The sequence below is a fragment of the Sphingobacterium sp. genome (assembly GCF_039596235.1).
In the GTDB taxonomy this organism is placed as follows: Bacteria; Bacteroidota; Bacteroidia; order Sphingobacteriales; family Sphingobacteriaceae; genus Sphingobacterium.
This window is the reverse complement of sequence record NZ_JBCNKE010000009.1, coordinates 169,419-189,748: the sequence shown is the minus strand read 5'-3', so window position 1 is coordinate 189,748 and position 20,330 is coordinate 169,419. Positions and strand designations below refer to the sequence as shown.

The window sequence follows — 20,330 nt, the reverse complement described above, 5'->3', positions numbered from 1 at the left end:
ACAGGCTCAAGATAATATCCTAAAAACCAAAGCAATCACATGATACGTTTTATCCTTTTTTCTGTTTTCCTGTGCTTAAACATCCTATCCCTAACTGCCCAGACGGTTCAGCAACGATTGGATTCACTATTCCAATCCTTGAATCAGGATGGTGAATTGAGTGGAGCATTCCTGGTAGTCGACAGTGGTAAAGTTGTTTTTGAAAAATATCTTGGTTTTGAAAATTCAGAGAAAACAAACAAGATAACCAGTAACAGTCGTTTTGAACTCGCCTCAGTCAGCAAGCAGTTTACTGCTATGGCCATTATGCAGCTGGAAGCACAGGGCAAGCTCTCTTATGAGGATGATATTAGCAAATATTTCCCGCATATAAAATTCAGAAATGTCCGTATCAAGCATTTGCTGCGCAACACTTCCGGAATACCCGAGTTCTTGGCATGGGATCCACAATGGATTGACCGAAAAAAAATAAATACAAACCAGGATTTCCTCAAAGTAATTGAAACAAAGATTGACAGTACCTTATTTAAACCAGGTAATCAATATGCTTATTCCAATACAAACTACTTGCTTTTGGCCTTAATTGTAGAAAAAGTATCTGGACAATCTTTTGCCACCTATATGCAGCAGTATATATTCAAACCTGCAGGAATGGAAAACACAGCTGTATTTTCGGCACGATCACCCAATGCCAACCTAAAAAACTATGCTAAAGGAATGGCCTATGATGCGAAGACCAAGCGTTTCAAAAGTGTTGATGACTTTCCTGCATTTAGCTATTTAACCTATTTTGATGGCGGAAGTGGCCCCTATGGAATAAGTAGTACGGCTCAAGATTTATTTAAATGGAATCAGGCTATTCAAAACAATACGCTATTGACGCGTCAAAATTTTATGAAAGCCATCACTGTCGACACACTCAATAATGGCAAATCAATTAAAATGGCAGGTTTGTATTATGGTTTTGGCTGGCTCTTTACTGATAGTACCAACAGCGAAAGCAAGATGCATTTTCACACAGGAGGATATCCAGGCTATAAAACGATCAACATTCGAGATTTTAAAGAACAAAAATATTTCATCGCCTTAATGAACAAATGGAATACGATTGATGTATATCCATTGACATCCGCTGTTAATGCAATTCTTCAAAAAAGAAAGGCTCCAGTTATTGAACGTGAAAAACTTACAGGTGCAATTGTACTGATGGAGTTTCAGATCAAACAGCTCCTGGGAACATATGAATATACGAAACAACCTGAATTGAAATTCAAAATTACCGCGGATGATGATGGTAATCTATTTGCCCAATTATCGGGGCAATCAGCTATTGAGGTCTATCCCAGGAATGATTTAGAGTTATTTTATACGGCTGTACAAGCCGAGCTGAAATTCAGCAAAGAAAATGATCAGATCACAGCACTGACACTGTATCAAAATGGTCAGGAATTAAAATTCAATAAAGTTAAATAAGTCAAGAACTAGCGGAACTTATGCCAGAAGAAAACGTAATATATCAGAACGACAGCCTTGACCAAGGTGCATGTGAGATTATCCGAAAGCGACTTCTTACACAAAAAGAAGAACTAGCGAACAAGCTCCTACAGTTGAACGAGGCACGTAAAGAAGTCTTCAATTCAACGAGCTTTGTCCTCAAAGCCAATCAACGGATCACCACAGAAAACAACTGTGTTGCCCGCGGCATTCTTGCCTTGGACAATCAATGTATTTTTGGATATAATGTGCATTTTGGACTACGTACCGAGATCAAGCTGGAAGATGTTTTCAGTGTTTATGCATTTGAGAATAATCAGTTTATTCCGCAGTCCCTCGACCTGATCAACGACCAAAATTTCATCTCTGATTACCAGAATCTATATAAATACTACAGGGACTCCATATTCTCCAAATTTCGGAGGACAGAGAACTATCTGTACATGATCTTTCAGACTAGCAAAAATCCTGCTGACCTCAAAGCATTCAAATGGTTAATCAAAGATGGTAAGCTCCAGTATCAGGATGACCGCAGCATCCACGAAGTCAAATTGCCAAATCAATTTGAATTTGACTGGACGAAAACCACGCTTGAAGACCGCCGGCTGGGAAAACATCCTCATATATCCATTATGGATAAGATCTTTATTGAAGCGATCAACGGCGACATTACCTTCAAGATCGAGAACAATACGGACAGTGGCAAAGGGATCTATTCCGAAAAAGTAGTTAATGCAGACCAACAATTGGACGATGCCGATTATTACTATGCGGACCTCGGAAACCTTATTGCGGTACGTATCAAGCCGTACCAGGAAGATTTCAGGGCTTTCGTCTACAACCAGCGCACAAAGGAAGTCGTCAATCTCAAATCACTGAATGAATCAGCTATATTGTTACCGGACAACCAGGGGATTATTTTTTCCAATGGATACTACTTACAAAATGGCACACACAAGGTTTTTGACGCCCAGTTTGAACAGGTATCATTCCTACGCAGGATAGCCTCCCCGAATGGTGAAGATTTTCTGTATATATTCTGTCAGGAGGAAACCAATACCTATATCCTACTGTCATATAATATTATTCAACAGCATGTCGAGACCCCGATTATCTGCAACGGATTTACCCTGTTCAAAGATGGCAGCTTAATTTATTTCCGCACTGAAGCGGAAGCCACTAGACATCATCAGGTGCAGATCTGGGAAACACCCTATATGGCCATGCTCAAAGAAAATGAGCAGAAAAAAGATGATCCCCTTTATAAAGTCGGCAATAAACAGATCGTGCAGGCGATGGCCGAGGCTCAGGAGGTTATACAGCTGATCAACAAAGAGGACAGCTACGAAGGTTTATACGAAGATATCCTCAAAAAGTCCACGGTTTTATTGGATTCCTATTTCTGGATCAAAGATGACGCTTTATCAAATCTTGGCCAGCCATTAACACAGATCAAGGAAGTCGCCAATACCGCCATTGATGAGTTTGTCAAAGTACAGGCACAACGCAAACATGCCGCAGAATTAAATATAGCAGCAGAAAAGAAGATGGAAGAACTCACCTTCTCCATCAATAGTACCGTTGTGGACAAACTCGATCAGCTCGTCCATCAATTGGCCGACTCCCGCCGTCTTCAGGGTGAAATCATCGACCTTAAAAATATAAAATATATTGATACGGTAAGGATAGATAGCCTATTGGAAAAACTGCAGCGTATCACCTCCGAACTGGCCGAAAAAACCATTGCCTTTCTCCTACGTGATGAAGCTCTGCTTCCTTACGAACAAAAGGTCGAACAGCAGAAGAAAAATGTGGAGGCCATAGTGAAGGTCTACGATGCCAAAGCAATCGAGGAAGCCAATTCAACCATTTCAAGCGAACTGGAACTATTAATTGATATCCTCAATAGTCTAAAAATTGACGACTCCACACAGACAACCAAAATCATTGAGAAGATTTCGGTTATCTTCTCCTCGCTAAATGAAGTACGCGCACAGCTTACGCGAAAACTCAATTCATTGAAGAGCACCGAAGCGATAGCCGAATTCTCTGCACAGCTGACCTTGTTGGAGCAATCCGTGACCAACTACCTCGAATTGTCAACGACAACCGAAAAGGTAGACGAATATTACACGAAAGTCATCGTTCAGCTAGAAGAGCTTGAAAGTAAATTTTCTGAATTTGAAGATTTTGCCCTCAAGATCGCGGACAAACGGGATGAGGTTATTAAGGCTTTTAATTCCCGCAGAGAACAAATCGTTGAACAGATCAACAAGCGTACCTCCTCGCTCGAACAGATTGGTCTTCGTGTATTAAAGAACATTGAAAACAAATCCAAGACATTTGCAACACGGGAAGAGATCCTCAGCTTCTTTGCTTCGGATCTGATGATCGACAAGATCAGACAGTTGGTACAGGAGCTTAAAACATTGCAGGATGTCTCAAAAGCTGAAAATCTTGAAAATCTATTAAAGAAATCCCAGGAAGATGCATTGCGGGTTCTGCGCGACAAAAATGACCTCTTTGTAGATGGTGAAAATATCATTGCATTGGGCAAGCATAAGTTTGCGGTCAACAACCAATCCCTGAGTCTTACCCTGCTGCGCAGAAATGACGAACTATTTTTCCATCTGACAGGCACAAGTTTCTATCAGAAGGTGCAGGCCGAGGAGATCAACACCTTTCAGGATATCTGGGATCAAGAACTTGTCTCAGAAAATAAGGAAGTCTACCGTGCAGAATACCTTGCATACAAAGCATTCCTTGCTTCGAAAGGGCAACAAGATTTTGATGCCCCATCGTTTATCACACAGGCCGTGGAGCAAAGTTATTCGGAAGGCTATGTCAAGGGAGTTCACAATGTAGATGCGTTGTTGATCTATGATACGGTCAAACAGTTGGATAACAAATTGGATCTGCTTCGCTATGATCCCCTTTTGCGTACGATGGCTCAGCTATTTTGGCAATCCCTATCGGATGATCTGCGGACAAAGCAACTGGCGTTGATACATTCTACTTACACGATATTAAAAACTTTTCCAAATTCAAATCGTTACCAGTCGGTCATTGATGAGCTGACCAAGTTATTCAATACATGGGAGACACTTTTAGATCGCTCCGCCATTCATGCCCGTGATCTGGCAACTTACCTTTTTCAGACGTTTACGAGTTACAATACCTTTGTCGTCAGCGAACAGTCCGATGAACTGAAAAAGGCTTTTATTCGATTGCTGGAATCCAAGAAAAGTTTCAAGCTCTTTGAAGCGGATATTCAGAATGAGCAATTTAGCTTAGTAGATCGCTTTTACCTGACTTTAAACTGGCTCAACTCCTTTGTAGACGAGCATCCGGAATATCTTACGCTACGTAAATATATTGAGGAAGCAGCGATCATGTTGCTTTATCCGACCCATGCGTATCACCTTATCATAGCAAAAGACAAGGCAGATATCAGCGGATTAAAAGGCAATCATCCGATCCTGAACAATGGAGCGGAACATATCCAATACCACGAGTTTTTAGCACGTCTGGCGCAATTCGCTGATTATAACGTACCTCGTTTTGTGGCTTTCTCCACATTGAAAGAGCAGCTTGCAAAGGCCTATGCAAAAGAACTAAAGATAAGTGAGTTTGAGCCTAAAGTACTGACTTCCTTTGTAAGAAATAAGCTGATCAATGAAGTTTACTTTCCATTGATCGGAAATAACCTCGCCAAACAGTTGGGAGCCGCAGGGGACAACAAGCGTACGGCCCGTATGGGAATGCTTCTATTGATATCACCTCCGGGTTACGGTAAGACCACCTTAATGGAATATCTGGCTAAGACAATGGGCTTACATTTCGTTAAAATCAATGGCCCGACCATTGGTCATTCAATTACATCCATTGATCCAGTTGAAGCGAAAACATCCGGAGAACGGGAAGAGCTCAAAAAGATCAACCTGGCTTTTGAGATGGCAGATAATGTCATGCTGTATCTGGACGATATCCAGCACTTAAATCCTGAATTCTTACAGAAATTCATTTCCCTTGCTGATGGTCAGCGTAAGATTGATGGCATCTTTGAGGGCGAAAGCAAGACCTATGATCTCCGGGGCAAGCGCTTCTGCATCGTAATGGCCGGAAACCCATACACAGAGAGCGGCTCTAAGTTTCAAATTCCCGACATGCTTGCCAACCGGGCTGATGTGTACAATCTCGGCGATGTGATCGGTGATACCGAAGCATTATTCAACCTTAGTCTGATCGAAAATGCGGCAATAGAAAACAGTTATCTGGAAAAAATCGCCAGCAAATCGTTTAATGACTTCTATGCACTGGTCAATTATGCGCAGTCTGTTATGGATCAACTGCCCGATTTAGAGGGCAATTATCTGAAACAGGATATTGATGACTTCATCGCCGTACTACGGCATGTTTTAAAAATTAGAAATGTCGTGATAAAGGTCAATCAGAATTATATTCAGAGTGCAGCGATGCAGGATAATTACCGTACCGAACCACCATTCAAAATGCAGGGCTCCTATCGGAATATGAGCAAGCTGGTTGCGCAGGTGGTACCGATGATGAATGAGCAGGAAATTGATCAGGTTCTTCTCGCGCACTATGAGAGCGAATCGCAGACACTGACAGCGGATACGGAGAGTAACCTCTTAAAACTAAAAGAGCTTGCCGAGCTGTTAAATCCTGTTGAACAGGAACGCTGGGAAACCATCAAGGAAATCTTCCGCAAGAACAATAAGCACGGTGGACTGGCCAAAGATGATAAAGTATTCGGTCAGCTACTGGACTTCAATGAAAATCTGGAAGGTATTATTCGGGCGATCCGGGAGTATAAGAATTAAGATTTTCTACTGCTATCCCAGCTGAAAAGACAAGAAAAGTCAGCTGAGATAGCAGTGTTTTGATACGATTACCATCAAAATTTTTTAAGCATTAGCTACTTTTAGGTTGATTAATGATTACCTTTGATAGTATCAAATGATACTATCATCATAATGAAACCACCGTATATTATTACAAGTGAAACTTTAAAATTAGTTAGTTCTATTTCAGAAAAAATAGGAGAAATTAATGCTGCTCACTTATATAGACCCACCAAAGAACCACGAAAAAAGAACCTCATAAAAACGATACAATCGTCTGTTAACCAGACATATACCAACAACTTACTTTGTTACGATTCTGTCTACAGAACGTTCGGAAATACGATTATCCGGTCTTCACAGCTCCCGAAGAAACGGTAAATATCCCATAATCGTCAATAAGCATCCGTTCCTTGACGACTCCGTTGTAAGCCATAATCCGATCCAATTCTTTTTGCGAACGTCGGCGCATGACCCAATCTTTCTTCTGATGGCTGTTCAACACATAAGCGATCATTTTCAATTGCGGATGCCATGGCTGTCCGGTATAGACCAGATGGCTGTTTTCCTCACAAATGGAAGTCGCGCCATGTACCGCCCTGCTCGCCATTTCATTGTTGCCAAACAATTCGAAAATACCGGAGGTCACCACAATATTAGGTTCAAATTCCAGTTTGCTATAAGTCTCGGTATCAAAACAATCGTAATTAGTGAAACGTATACCCTGAAGACCTTTCTTCTTGATGATTTTCTCGCCCACTGCGATATTGGGCAATAGAAATTCGTTGATCACGATCTCCACTTCGGAATATTTTTCTTTGATATCAAATAAATAATTTCCCGTGCCACCAGCGATATCCAAAATTTTCACGGGCCGGCCTGTAGACTTTATCTGCTCAATATTCTCTTCTAATAGACGTAATAGATGCTGTTTACGTATACGGATCCCTTTCCAGCCGATCGCTTCCAAATACCCTTTATCAATGATTTTGCCTAATCCCAATCTGCCCTTCGGCTCATTGCGATAAACGTAATCCAATGAAATTCCTGAATCAAAACCAAACTGAAGCCCCAAGTTCATCCCATGACTCAATGATCCGATCTTGCCTAAAGTCCATTTCTGCAAGGAATAGTTTAATTTTTCAGCCGCAGGCATCACCTTATGATACAATTTTTCATATTCTTTTACCGAAAACTCGTCAGGCTCCAGCCCCTGTTCAGGCTTTTGCCTTGCGTAGGCCTTCGTTATAAAATCCTTTAAATAGCTGTATACTTTCTGCCTGTTGGATTCAAAAAGGATACCATGATAAAAATTGCGCAGGGTAATAAATGTCTTCAGCTTAGAAGCAATGGAAACGAAGAATTGCTTTTGTACCGAGTTTTTGACCACATAGTCCTTTTCGGCAGAAAGTACAATCACGGGAATATCGATTGCTGCTGCATCATCTACGATACGCACACCGGCTTTCAATAGGTCGACCAATAAAGCGCCATTAATGGATTTTGAGATCAGGGGATCAGCATCATAAGCCTGTTGTTGCTCGACATCATGGGTCAGGACCTTCGCTTTAACATAGCTTTGGATAACAAGATCCTTCTTCAGTTTAGTTCCCAGTGCAATCATCTGGTTGGCAAGCGGTACATACAGTTTAATCTCAAAGGCAGGGGCCAATAAGGCCATACCTGCGATTTGCGGAGCAAAATCATGCACCCAAGCGCTCACAATTACCCCAGCAATGCTATTGGCGATGACAAAAACATCCTTTGCCTCAACTGCATATTCGGAGCGGATATAGGACACGAAACAGTCCAGGTCGCGCACATTATCCATGAAAACCGGCGATACTGGTACTTTGGTATAACCATGTCCGCGCAGGTCAAATGCAAAGATGGAATAACCGGCAAACTGTGGATCGGTCGCCATCTCCTGCAGGCGTTCTGAATGCTCATGCCCACGGTGCAATACAACTAAAGCCTTTTGCCCCTTTTGATAATTCCAAACACGATATAGCAGTTCCCCTTGATCGAAACTCTTAAAATAACCTGATTTCATCTTTTTATAATTTATTCCATCTATCCGATGGCGTATGTAATTTCTGTATCTATTCAGCTGTGGCTATTAAAAACAAAGACCAAGCCACCCCTTTTTGATCAGGATCGGCCAGCGACGATAATTTTCATCAACTGGATCGCATGCCCCCGCAATACCACATGCCTATTGACCGACTTCACCTGATCAATAGCATTATTTAAATCTAAAGATAATAATTCCCGCGTCATCAGAATAGCAAAAATCATACTTCTGCTATACCCCATTGTACAATGAATGACCATATTTTCATGCTCATCCAAGTTGCGGTAAGCAGATAGCATTGCATCTATGATCACATGCCCATCTTCCACATCGACCTCCGCAATATCCAGCAAAGGAAAAGAATAATACTTTTCCATGGCAGCTAAGAGTTTGATATCCTCCAGTTCAGCGGCGAGGTCAAAAACAACTAGATCGCGATCCAGTCCCAAGGCTACAAACTCCGACGCGTTCAACCTTGGCCCCACGTAACAGCGAGGCAGTAACTCCATCAGCGGCGGATTATTTTCCTTTCTAAAAAAACGCCACATCAGCCAGTAAGCTAATTGATAAGGAGCGTAAAATACTTTCTTTATCAAGGGGATTCGACCCCGATTATCCTTTAAAAACCGCCTATTACCGCACAGATAATTGTAACCAACCGCAAAGCATACCAAGGCTATCCAAGCAAAAGCGATCGGCAGCAATGCGTATCTTTCGCAGCACAGTGCAAGTAGCAGAAATAGCCAGCCAATGAGGTAATAACTATTCGCTAGCTGTTGGTTTCTTGTGGGCAGAATACGTCTTTCATACCGCTCGCCGGCAATATTTGAGTTCACACCTCCACTATTATCTTCATCACTGCTACTGTCATGACTGGAGCGCCTTCCTTGCCCCGATTTCTGTCGTAAATTATGCTGCTGTTCAATGGCGTTCGGAAAGAGGATAAAACTGACCTGAATCAGTAGGCAAGCTGTCAACAGATCGATCACATGGTGCTGATATACGGTTAATGTTGCTAGGCCCATCAACAGAAGCCAAAGGCCCAAGATTATTTTCTTCCATCCGTTGAACTTCCAGCGCAGCACAGACCAAAAAAGAAAGGCATAAGCGACATGCAGGGAAGGCGCCTGATTAAAAGGCGAATCATATTCCTTTAAGAAGGAGAAGAAAATTGTAAAAAAACGATTTTCCACCTGCGGCCGGTCAAAAGAAAACCGCAGTGGAAAAAGGAGAAAACATAGCGCAGCAATCAGGGTAACAAATGTAAATCGCTTTGCATAGCACAGAAGTTCCTTCTTTTGCCCACAGTAAAACGGCACAAGGCAAAGAAACAGTCCACTGCTCATATAGGGAAGGATCATCCATGGAATGAAGGGAATATGTTGTTCAAAATCGAATACAAAGGAAGGTACCGCAGCTAAGCTGCTGGCATAAACTGCTGTCAAGGGATAAGTAAGCTGAAAAAGTAACAGGCAATAGATAACAACAAGAAACTGGCTACTTCTCTTTTTTAATCGTTTTTCATCCATTTGGCTTTCCTAAACATGATTTTGCTTAATAATATATCGGGGAGCAAGCCTAAAAATCCCATCAGCCATTTCATCCGCTTCGGAAAAATCACGATTTCTTCCTTTCGCTGTATGGCTTTTAGGATGCGTTGCACAGCGTCGTCCACGCTGATCAAAAAAGGCTTTTTGGAGAGGTTCTGCTGATTAAGATCACGGAGCTTGGGTGTATCTACATAGCCTGGTGCGATGACTGTCACCGCAATCCCATACGGGAGCAATGCCCTTCTGTAGGCATCAGCCACTTGGATTGCGGCCCGCTTTGTTTTGCTGTACAAACTTGAATTCGGAAAAACTAGCGTCCCCGAAACGGATGCTATGGTTACAATCTGTCCTGTTGATTGTCCACGCATAGCTTCGCAGGCAACTTCAAAACAATTGATCGTTCCGAGCATATTAACCTGGAGCATTGCACTTGCCTCTTCGTAACTGATGCGTTGTGCCACATCATCGGCATAGCTTCCTGTACAATTGATAAAAAGATCCAATGTCCCATGATGACGGAAAGAATCAACGGCAGCAGCCAAAGCATCCCGATCACATACATCTACTTCAACCTTGAAGAGCGCATCGTACGCTGGATGATGAGACAGCTTTGACAGGTCCCGACCACATACAGCAACTTCAGCCCCCTGCTGGAGGTAGCTTTGTGCCAGTGCTAGCCCCATTCCACTTGTTCCCCCTGCGATAAATACCTTCATTTTTATAAAAAATAGCAATTATAGTTCCCACTGATCGGCTATATTGTCAAACAAATAACCTTCGATTTCGGTCACCTAAATTCTCCAATAGTCTATTATTAAACGACAAACATTTCAAAACTCTCCTGAACTTTATAATTTATATACATTGTGTATGATCGCTTCACCCGCATATGTTTTTTAACTCCACTTTCCGAGACATTGTGCTTTACCCCATACGCAACTCCATCGTCTTCCGGTATCCATAGTTCCATTGCGCTTCCATTGCAGCCGCAAATTCATCAAGACTGGTCGGAAGGGATAAAGTTATTTCAAATCTACGCCAATCTATACCTTTTTTGCAATAGCTTCCTGCCAGCTGCTCCGTAGCATCCCTTGTATCGATCCATCGGATTTCCCGAAATTGCTGATCAATATCCCGCAGGCGTTGATTCCCACTAAAGCCCAATACCGCCCTGACCAATCCTTCTTCTTGCAATTTATACGCCTGCTTGCGCTCACAGATCACTTCCGCCGCCAAAGATTGCGCTAGCTCCACAGGAACCAAATCAATGGCTCCACCGGCATAATATTCCCCATTCCGCTGTACCGGCTCAATATAAAACATATCGGACATCGAAATACGAACTGCCTCCAACAAGGTTACCACCGAATTTATCGCTATTGTTGGCGCAACGGCACTTTGTCCATAATTTTCACCTTGAATTTGGATATGATCCAGACTTACGTTCGATAGTGCATTTGTATTCCCCATCAGGATTTTCTGATAAAGCTTATGTTCGCCACGTCTCTCCCCAACTGCTGAACGGTCAAAAAGCATTTTCGAACCAATAATAATCGAAGGTATTTCCTCCGAAAACGGACGGTTCAAAGTCGGTAATAATGGCGAAAGATCATGTTCCATGTTGACCAGATAACGGTCAAAGACATCTTCCAGATAAGGAGCAGATCGCTTATCCCACTGCTTTTTTAGCACATACCAACCCAATTTGCCCAGATGACGTTGTTCCGTAAGCTTATGCGCACAGAAGAAGCGATAAAACTCTTCGGACTGGAGATAAGACTTCCGCTCGGCATCCGTTTCAAAAGCCTGGATAATCGCAGCAGCCAACGATCCGCCACAGCTAGCAATCAGTAGATCTGGTTTTAACCCTAGTTCTTCCAACGCGGCATACATACTTAAGTACAAACCAAAGCGCGTACCGCCTCCCGAAAATAAAACTGCCCGCTGATAATTCATTTAGCAATATATTAGATATGAGTTTATGCTTTTAAAAGGTCGCATTTACAATTTTTAGTCGTTGATAGATCGGTCTCATTTTACACCAGTCTGAAACACGTTATCGGACCATCTGATCGCAGAATAACGTAGTACAAATTCCATCGATTCGGTGATTATCATCCGCTTTATAAGATCATTTACAAATTCGTCATTGCTATCAAACAAATCAAACCATAGAACACAGGCGCATTAAACAGCAGGCTATCTATTCGATCCAATAATCCACCGTGTCCAGGGATTAATGTTCCCGTATCTTTGATTCCCGTCCTGCGTTTCAAAAAGGAGAAAAGCACATCACCACAAAATCCTAAAACACCAAAAAGCAAACCAAGCAACGAGAAACAACTAAAATCGCCAAATGGTAATAACAGGTAACCCAAGATATTACTCAGAATCACTGTCAATCCGATACCACCAACACAGCCGGCAACCGTTTTATTTGGGCTGATACGCGGGACGATCTTCCGTTTGCCAAAGCATTTCCCCATTAGGTATTGGAATACGTCATTCAGTTCCGTTAAAACAATAATATAAGTTACCAGCCTTAGACCCATCCACTCGTTCTGATGAATTTCTACTGCTCGGATAAAGGCCAGCTGGCTGAATGCAAGTAGGCAGGCTGCTGCGCCAAAGGCTATTCCGATAGCGGCTCTCACCGTTGTTTTCTGTCCCATCCTGAAGAACAGCCCAATCCCTAGACACAATAGTGCCGCCGAACACAGGTAGCCACTATATGAACAGTAGATTAAAAGGATCAGTTGCAATAGACCAACGACAATAGCAAAGGGCAATCCAAGACTAAAATTGGGCACAAACATCTTCATAAATTCGCGCATGCCCTGGAAGCTAAGCCAGGAAACAAACAACCATGATGTCATTTGCGGAACGAAAGCAATCGCCAGTACAAGCACAATATAGCCCCAGCTTCTGACCCGGACAGGTACGTCAGCAAACTTATCCTTCGGATTAGATACTTCACTCATGTACTACCAATGCCTTTCTCAATCGCGTTATGGAACTCAAGACCAATAACAAACATAGCACAGCGAAAATATAGCCCGAAAATGCATTGATCGAAATATCCAATAAACTCAAAATCCCATATATCCCCAGCAGCAGTGCACGGTCGCTTTTACCCATGGGCCCATCATAACGACGATCATTGGCTACAACCTTTCCGATCAGTCCGCAGAATTCGTTGATGACACTTAAAACAATAAAACCAACCACCAGATATAAGCTCTCAGAATGAAATTTCAGCAAGGGAAAGAAGATCAGGACATCGGAAACAATATCGCCTACCTCGTTCAGGACTTCCCCCGTTTTACTCATCTGATTGAAAAGACGGGCCATCATCCCGTCCAGTGCATTGAGAGCCATACGCAGTAATAAACCAATCGGTAATGCCAGAAATAAAACTGAGCTGCGGTCGGCATTCCAAAACAGGATCGCAATAACCAGAGACAAGACCACCGAGCCAATCGTAATCTGATTTGCCGTTACCTTTTTCCGATTCAAAAAGCTCAGAACCGGCATCAATAACTGCTGAAACTTTGGTTTTAATTTATAAACAGAAATCATATATGCGCTATGTAACTTACTTTTTTATTTTTTTTTAAAAAAACTTTTGATAGTGTAAAAAATACACTATATTTGTGTCATCATAATTTAGGTTTATAATTGGTTATTTAAGGTTTTCATTCTCCCCGTTTGAAAACCTTTTTTTTTGCACCTAAATTAGGAATTACCATCTTCCGCCAGCCCCACCGCCACCGGACGAACCGCCACCAAAACTTCCGCCGCCACCGCCACTGGAGCCGCCACCACCAGATCTGCTTGATGAAGATCGTACTTTAACGGGTATAGTGTGCTCGCCATGGGACACACGGTGACCACAGTTCTTACATTTATCAAAACGTTCCTCCAGTCCCTGTGAACTGTAGGTTGCGGACCGGATCGTTCGTGAAAGACCGGTTTCAAACGTACGGTAATGACATTGCGGACAATCCATGTACCCAGCATTTTCATCCCAGGGAACCAGCTTGGTCTCATTGCTTGCCTGATCCACCCAGATCTCATAAGACCGGCTGCCGATTTTTTCTTCCAACAGCTGTCCTTGATCCAGATATGCGCTTTCCCGGGTAGCGGCATCATCCTTATTCATGCGCAACCAGCGCCCCGAGCCATCCGGGGGAGTCAGCCGAAGTTCATTCCTTCGGATACGCTTATTTATTCCAAAGAGATCAAACAGCGCCAAAGGACTTAACAATAAAGGAACAAGTCCCCAAACGCGAAACTTACGCAAGGCCTGCTGGATATTCTCTTCATCACGGTAGGAATTGATAATCTGTGTACGACTCGCATTATATTTCATTGCCAGTGTAATGCTTCCAAATATAAACACAAAATAAGGCAGGTTCTTCCATTGATAAACAACTTCGAAGTTGTTCAGCGCAAAAGCACATATAAATACACTGGCAAACATCAGCATTCCCATACAACCGCAGCCGCTGACCAGTGGTGGAAAATATTTACTTTTTTTGGTCAGCTTCCCCTTGATCGCACGGGTCACTTCGCCCAGCCAGATGTAACAGAGGGCAAATAAAGCCAGTAACAAAAGTGAATTTCTCAGGATAGGACTCCTAAAACTCCAAATTGGAATTGCTTCGGGCATCAAACGTTCCAGTTCGGCCCTACTGTCGGGTGATGTCAGAATAGTTTTGATAAACTGCGACGCCTCGAGGACGCCTTGATCATAATTTCCATTTCGAAAATTAGGTACCAGGTACTTTTCGCCGATTCGTTTCAGATAGGCATCCGGCAAGGTGCTTTCCATGCCATAACCCGTAATGAAGCGATATTCCCGCCGGTCTTTCGCAATAAACAATAATAGCCCGTTATTGCTTTCCTTCTTACCTATACCCCAGGTATTAAATAGCTTTAATGCAAATTCAAAATCGCTGTCACCGACATAGTCATTGACCAATACAATGGCATACTCACTTTTGGTAGCTGCTTCGATCTGTGTGGATAAGCCATCCAGCTCGGCAACTGTTCCCGAAGACAGAATCCCATCAGGGTTGGAGACAAAATAATCTTGTCCTTTCTGCTTTGGACTGGGTATATTATCAACTGTATAGGTTATGGATTGCCCAAAAGCTGAAAAACCAGTGAGACAGGTTCCCACCCAAAACAACAAAAAGACATGAAATCGATATAATCTCCACATAGTTTTAGAACAACAAAATTTGGTTCATTGTCACGATATTAAGAAAAAAAAATCAAACCAAGGGTTTCATCAAAAAAAAGCCCATAATCAACCAATGATGGATCTATATAATTCAATATTCGTTTGATGAAAAAGGCAATCGAGAATGCGGAGTTTGCTTTGTGGCTTCGACAGCCCCCTTCTGATAAGGGATCGTTTTATCGTGGTACAATAGCCGATTTAACGGTCGGTGACTTATTCCTTCCCGGCGGCGAGTCTAAAACCGGGAGCCCTCAAATAAACCATATTTATTTTACAGTGATGATTAATGGAGCGGGTCTCGCAGCACCTTCAAAAATTATTGGAGCAGCAAGCGACTAGGTGAAACCATGTCCGGAAGAATTTAAAATCTTTCAGGAGCGACTATCAAGCAAATAAAGGCGAGATGATAACTAAGACTGTATGGCAATAGGAAACTTTCTCATTCGCTGTCAATGACCAAGCCAGTGTAAAATCAAGACACCGATCAATCCAATAACAGAAACGAGCGTTTCCATCACCGTCCATGAGCGAAATGTATCCTTCACGCTCACTCCAAAATAAGATTTGAACATCCAAAACCCCGGATCGTTGACGTGGGAGAACATGAGACTGCCCGCTCCAGTCGCGAGCACCATTAATTCAGGAGTAATACTTCCTGCTTGCACAATGGGAAGCATAATGCCCGCTGCCGTGAGTCCAGCAACACTTGCCGAACCGATAACTAGACGAATGATACCGGCTATTAACCATGCAAGCACAAGAGGCGACAAGCTAAGGTCTGCGGTCTGGTCAGCAATATAGTTCGCGACACCACTATCTACCAAAATTTGCTTGAAGGCGCCTGATGCTGCAATGATAAAAAGGATCATCATGATCCCACGGATTGCTTCTTCCACACTTTCTGATTGCTCCCGCAAACTTTTACCTTGGCGGATACCCATTGTATACATCGCTACTAGCGATGCTATCATCAAAGCCACCACGGGGTCACCCAAGAAACGTAGTGCCGTCAGCCAAGAGGAGCCTTCTGGAAATATTAGATGTGCAAATGAACCAAAAGCAATTAAAATTATTGGAAACAGCCCCGTAAATATACTAATTGCAAATCCGGGAAGCTCTTGCCTATCTGCCTGATTGTGTTCAGGAAAAAACTCGGCAGGTGGGTTGGTCGGAATACGTTTAAGCATCCTTCCGAAGAGCGGACCACCGATAATTATAGCAGGAATTGCCACCACAATGCCATAGGCCATTGTCAAACCTATATCTGCATTGTACGTAACCGCTATGGCTGTAGCTCCCGGATGGGGTGGCAAATAACCATGCGTCACGGACAGCGCTGCCAGCAGCGGCATAGCGACGTAAAGCAAGGGCAATTTATTGGAAGCACATACCATGAAAACGAACGGTACCAAGACGATAAAACCGACATTGTAAAATAAGGGAATTCCTACTAAAAAGCCCGTGAGAACCATTGCCCAAGGCAAGTTCTTTCTGCCAAATACAGCCGTTAGTTTCGTTGTAATCTTTTCTGCAGCACCTCCCTCCGCCATCAATTTACCAAGTAAAGACCCGAAAGCCAGCAAAAGTGCCAACTGGCCCATCGTACTACTCACGCCGGTTTCAATAGATTTAAGGATATCGACGGCATTCATATTCATAGCAAAACCTACCGCAACAGAGGTTATCAGTAATGAAAAGATCGTGTTTAACCTGACTACAGTGACTAAAAGAAGTAGTAAAGCTACTCCCAAAATAACGATGATTAGAGGCATAATAATTTACATCTAGTTAAAACTCACCTTCCAATATATGGTACAGGTGTTCAAATTTCCGGAAGTTCTTCATATATACGGCGTGATTCTCTTCACTCGGTTTGTAATAGTGTTCGGTATCATGTATGCCCGCCGCTTGCTTGTTTTTTACGGTAGGCTCATCCGCCTGTATACCCAATGCTTCCAAACCTATCAATGCTGCTCCCCATGCAGAGCTTTCTACCGTATTTTTGGTGAATACCGGTTTATTGAAAATGTCTGCAAGCATTTGCAGCAACAACGATGAACGCGCTAAGCCACCGCTTGCATAGATCGTATGAATGGGGCCGGTGTTCTCCTCTAATGCGATTCCTACACTGTAAATTGCAAACAACATCCCTTCCATCATGGCCCGCGCAAAGTGCGCCCTGCCATGATGCAGCTGTATTCCAAAATAAACGCCTTTTGCATTGGAATTCCAATGTGGTGCCCGTTCACCGGTTAAATAGGGCAAGAATATCAGGCCCTCTGCCCCGGGGACGACGGAGTCGACCAAAGCATTTAACGAGGCAGAAGAATCTCCATCCGTTTCCGTTTCGGCAAATTCATCCAAAAAGTTGTCTCGAAACCAGTTGCGTAATACACCGCCATTGTTAACCGCGCCACCAATTATATATTCATTCGGTCTCAGTAGGTAAGTAAATAGCCTTTGTTTTTTTTCTTGATTTGCCTGCGGACTTGCTACACGAATAGCTCCACTGGTACCGACAGTTACCGAAGCCACCCCAGGACGTATAGCCCCTACCCCAAGATTAGCCAAACACCCATCACTACCGCCTATAACAAAAGGGGTATCTTCAGGGATGTGCATCAAGTCCGCGATTTCTCGGCTAGGCATGTTTAAAATATAGTCGACCGGAACTGGCGATGCTAGCTGCTCTTCGGATATGCCCGTCAATCTTAACGCCTGCTCAGACCATGTTAAGCGATGTATGTCGAAAAGCCCGGTGGCAGATGCAATGGAATGATCGACCACATAAACACCAAAGAGCCGGTAAAAAAGAAATTCTTTGATACCTATAAACTTATGCGACTGCGCAAATAATTTTTGATCGTTAGACTTTATCCACATTAATTTGCAGAGCAAAGACATGGGATGTATTGGTGTACCCGTTTGTTGATAAAGCAGCCTGCCAGTCTCACTTGCCTCCAAGGCTACCGCAATATCCTCGCTTCTGCGATCTGCCCATATCATGCAATTGCTAAGTGGCATTCCCGCCGAGTCAACAGCGATCAGTCCGTGCATAGCACTGCTCACCGAAATGCATACGGGTTTCGGTATCTCAGCACTCGATTGCTTTAAGCTTACCATGACATACCTAATAGACTCAATACATGCAGCATAAACAATCTCCGGATCTTGCTCATACCAGCCTTCCGACGGGTTTAATATGGGATAAGGTATACCATGTTGCGACAAGATGTTACCTTCGTAGTCAAATGCAACAGCTTTCGCAGATGATGTCCCAATGTCTAATCCAATGATCATAAATAAAATTGATGTTTAGGAGAGTTCAATATACGGATTATCTGTTAGTTTACAACAAAATACTCAACCAGCGAAGTAATTGGAGCAAAAAAAAGCGCTTCTTACCAATCTGCTGATAATCGTCTTTCATAGTACCAACAAAAATGGTAAATTTCAACTTTGAAAACGGTATTAACGATGAGTATAGATAAAATGAATAATTACGATTTTGGAATTGTTGGACTCGGCGTAATGGGACGTAATTTATTACTGAACATCGCCGACCACGGTTTCGCTGTAGCTGGATTAGACCTTGATCCGCAGAAAGCTGAGTCATTGGAAGCTGAAGCAAGTGAAGGACATCGCATCAAAGTGACGACCCAAGTAAAAGAGTTTATAGGGGCTTTACAACACCCCAGAGCAATTATGCTGTTGGTGCCGGCCGGAAAGCCGGTTGATATGGCGATTGCCAGTCTTGTTCCGCTTTTGGATAAAGGAGATATAATCATTGACGGTGGAAACAGCTACTTTGCGGATACGGACAGAAGATTTAATGAGCTTTCCGGGATGGGTATACATTTCTTCGGAATGGGTATATCTGGAGGAGAGAGTGGCGCTCGTCGCGGGCCGAGCTTGATGCCAGGTGGCGACAGAAAGGCATACGAAAGGCTAAGGCCAATATTTGAGGCGGTTTCGGCCAAGGTAAACGGCGAGCCCTGTGTGGAATTTCTAGGCAACGGGTCGGCCGGAAATTATGTAAAGATGGTGCATAACGGGATCGAATATGGTATCATGCAGCTAATTGCAGAGACCTATGACCTGATGAAAAGATTATATGGTTTTGATACCCAAACCATACAGCAGGCCTTCGAAGAATGGAACAAGGGCGAACTAAACTCGTTCTTGCTTGAGATTACCGCGCAGATTCTGAAGAAAAAAGAAGGTGACCAATATTTGGTGGACCTGATTTCAGATTGGGCAAGATCAAAAGGAACGGGTAAATGGACTTCGCAAAATGCGATGGATCTACAGGTGCCAGTGCCTGTGATTGATGCAGCGGTCAATATGCGCGATATGTCCAAATACAAACCCGAACGTTTGGAGGCAGCAAAATTACTTCATTGGGATGGACAGGCTGTTGACCTCCCCGCAACAACGCTCATCGATCGCTTAAAAAATGCATTGTACTTTGTGATCATCACGACCTATGCGCAAGGTTTGGCACAGCTTACTGTTGCATCGGAAAGCTACAGCTATGAGCTAGATTTACGGGTAGTAACCAAAGTATGGCGAGGCGGCTGTATTATTCGCGCGGCTCTGCTCGAGGATTTTAGAAAAGCCTATGCGGCTAATCCGGACTTGCGCAATATCCTACTCGATAACACCATTGCACAAAAGTTGCTGAGTACGCAGGCCAGCCTTCGCGAGGTATTGAAAGATGCTATCGCAAACGGCATACCCGTATCCGGATACGTAAACGCACTCTCTTATTTTGATGCCTACCGATCCGAAAAATTACCTACAAATATTATACAAGCACAACGAGACTATTTTGGCGCACATACCTATGAGCGTATTGATCAGGAAGGTATCTTTCACACCCTTTGGGATTAAGGAAAAAAAGCCTAAATATCTGGTTTAATCTTCGTTTAAAACGCAAAAAAGCGGCTTTTTTAAATAAAGCCGCTTTTTATACCGAGCCTCCTATAGAGATAAACCAATAACCTACTAGGTACAAGTCAGTTGCTCTAACAGCTCCGTTCAGGAGATTTCGTGACAGATAAAGTTTCTGATTTCTGTACTGCAAATATCGGGATTTG

At 43.1% G+C, this 20,330-nt stretch carries 13 protein-coding genes; 4 read left to right on the top strand and 9 right to left on the bottom strand.

Annotation, left to right across the window (positions count from 1 at the left end):
• Positions 1-39: 39 nt before the first annotated feature.
• Both ABDW32_RS18245 and ABDW32_RS18240 read left to right on the top strand, forming a co-directional pair.
• Positions 40-1,473: a serine hydrolase domain-containing protein gene (locus ABDW32_RS18245; RefSeq protein ID WP_343564981.1), complete on the top strand. Its 1,434-nt coding sequence runs from the start codon at positions 40-42 to the stop codon at positions 1,471-1,473.
• A gap of 20 nt (positions 1,474-1,493) precedes the next feature.
• Positions 1,494-6,338, top strand: coding sequence for a DNA repair ATPase (locus tag ABDW32_RS18240; protein ID WP_343564979.1), 4,845 nt, complete (start codon positions 1,494-1,496; stop codon positions 6,336-6,338).
• Between the two features lie 367 nt (positions 6,339-6,705).
• Here the strand turns inward: ABDW32_RS18240 and ABDW32_RS18235 are convergent, their stop codons facing one another.
• From ABDW32_RS18235 to ABDW32_RS18205, 7 genes are all read right to left on the bottom strand, one after another.
• Positions 6,706-8,412, bottom strand: coding sequence for a bifunctional alpha/beta hydrolase/class I SAM-dependent methyltransferase (locus ABDW32_RS18235; RefSeq protein WP_343564977.1), 1,707 nt, complete (start codon positions 8,410-8,412; stop codon positions 6,706-6,708).
• 98 nt (positions 8,413-8,510) lie between these two features.
• Positions 8,511-9,962 carry a phosphatase PAP2 family protein gene (locus tag ABDW32_RS18230; RefSeq protein WP_343564974.1) on the bottom strand — a complete coding sequence of 484 codons (1,452 nt, stop codon included), beginning with the start codon at positions 9,960-9,962 and terminating at the stop codon, positions 8,511-8,513.
• Positions 9,944-10,699: an SDR family NAD(P)-dependent oxidoreductase gene (locus tag ABDW32_RS18225; RefSeq protein ID WP_343564971.1), complete on the bottom strand. Its 756-nt coding sequence runs from the start codon at positions 10,697-10,699 to the stop codon at positions 9,944-9,946. Before ABDW32_RS18225 ends, ABDW32_RS18230 begins: the two co-directional genes overlap by 19 nt.
• A 208-nt stretch (positions 10,700-10,907) precedes the next feature.
• On the bottom strand, positions 10,908-11,939 hold the full coding sequence (locus tag ABDW32_RS18220) for a patatin-like phospholipase family protein (RefSeq protein ID WP_343564968.1): 1,032 nt from the start codon (positions 11,937-11,939) through the stop codon (positions 10,908-10,910).
• 179 nt (positions 11,940-12,118) lie between these two features.
• Positions 12,119-12,964 (bottom strand): phosphatidate cytidylyltransferase, encoded by an 846-nt coding sequence (locus tag ABDW32_RS18215; RefSeq protein ID WP_343564965.1) that lies wholly within the window; start codon positions 12,962-12,964, stop codon positions 12,119-12,121.
• Positions 12,957-13,562 (bottom strand): CDP-alcohol phosphatidyltransferase family protein, encoded by a 606-nt coding sequence (locus tag ABDW32_RS18210; protein WP_343564963.1) that lies wholly within the window; start codon positions 13,560-13,562, stop codon positions 12,957-12,959. Before ABDW32_RS18210 ends, ABDW32_RS18215 begins: the two co-directional genes overlap by 8 nt.
• 163 nt (positions 13,563-13,725) lie before the next feature.
• On the bottom strand, positions 13,726-15,210 hold the full coding sequence (locus ABDW32_RS18205) for a TPM domain-containing protein (RefSeq protein ID WP_343564961.1): 1,485 nt from the start codon (positions 15,208-15,210) through the stop codon (positions 13,726-13,728).
• A 126-nt stretch (positions 15,211-15,336) separates the two neighbouring features.
• On the opposite strand from ABDW32_RS18205, the gene ABDW32_RS18200 reads away from it, so the two are divergent.
• Positions 15,337-15,570 (top strand): NAD(+)--rifampin ADP-ribosyltransferase, encoded by a 234-nt coding sequence (locus ABDW32_RS18200; RefSeq protein WP_343564959.1) that lies wholly within the window; start codon positions 15,337-15,339, stop codon positions 15,568-15,570.
• 110 nt (positions 15,571-15,680) lie between these two features.
• Here ABDW32_RS18200 and ABDW32_RS18195 read toward each other — a convergent pair whose 3' ends face one another.
• Together ABDW32_RS18195 and ABDW32_RS18190 are read right to left on the bottom strand one after the other, a co-directional pair.
• Entirely contained in the window at positions 15,681-17,003 is a 1,323-nt protein-coding gene (locus ABDW32_RS18195; protein ID WP_343564957.1) for a gluconate:H+ symporter, read from the bottom strand.
• Between the two features lie 16 nt (positions 17,004-17,019).
• Complete coding sequence (locus ABDW32_RS18190) at positions 17,020-18,531, bottom strand: gluconokinase (protein WP_343564955.1); 1,512 nt, start codon at positions 18,529-18,531, stop codon at positions 17,020-17,022.
• 177 nt (positions 18,532-18,708) lie between these two features.
• Between ABDW32_RS18190 and gndA the strand changes: the two genes are divergently transcribed.
• The gene (gene gndA, locus ABDW32_RS18185; protein WP_343564953.1) at positions 18,709-20,124 is read left to right on the top strand and encodes an NADP-dependent phosphogluconate dehydrogenase; all 1,416 of its coding nucleotides are present in this window, start codon (positions 18,709-18,711) and stop codon (positions 20,122-20,124) included.
• Positions 20,125-20,330 lie beyond the last annotated feature (206 nt).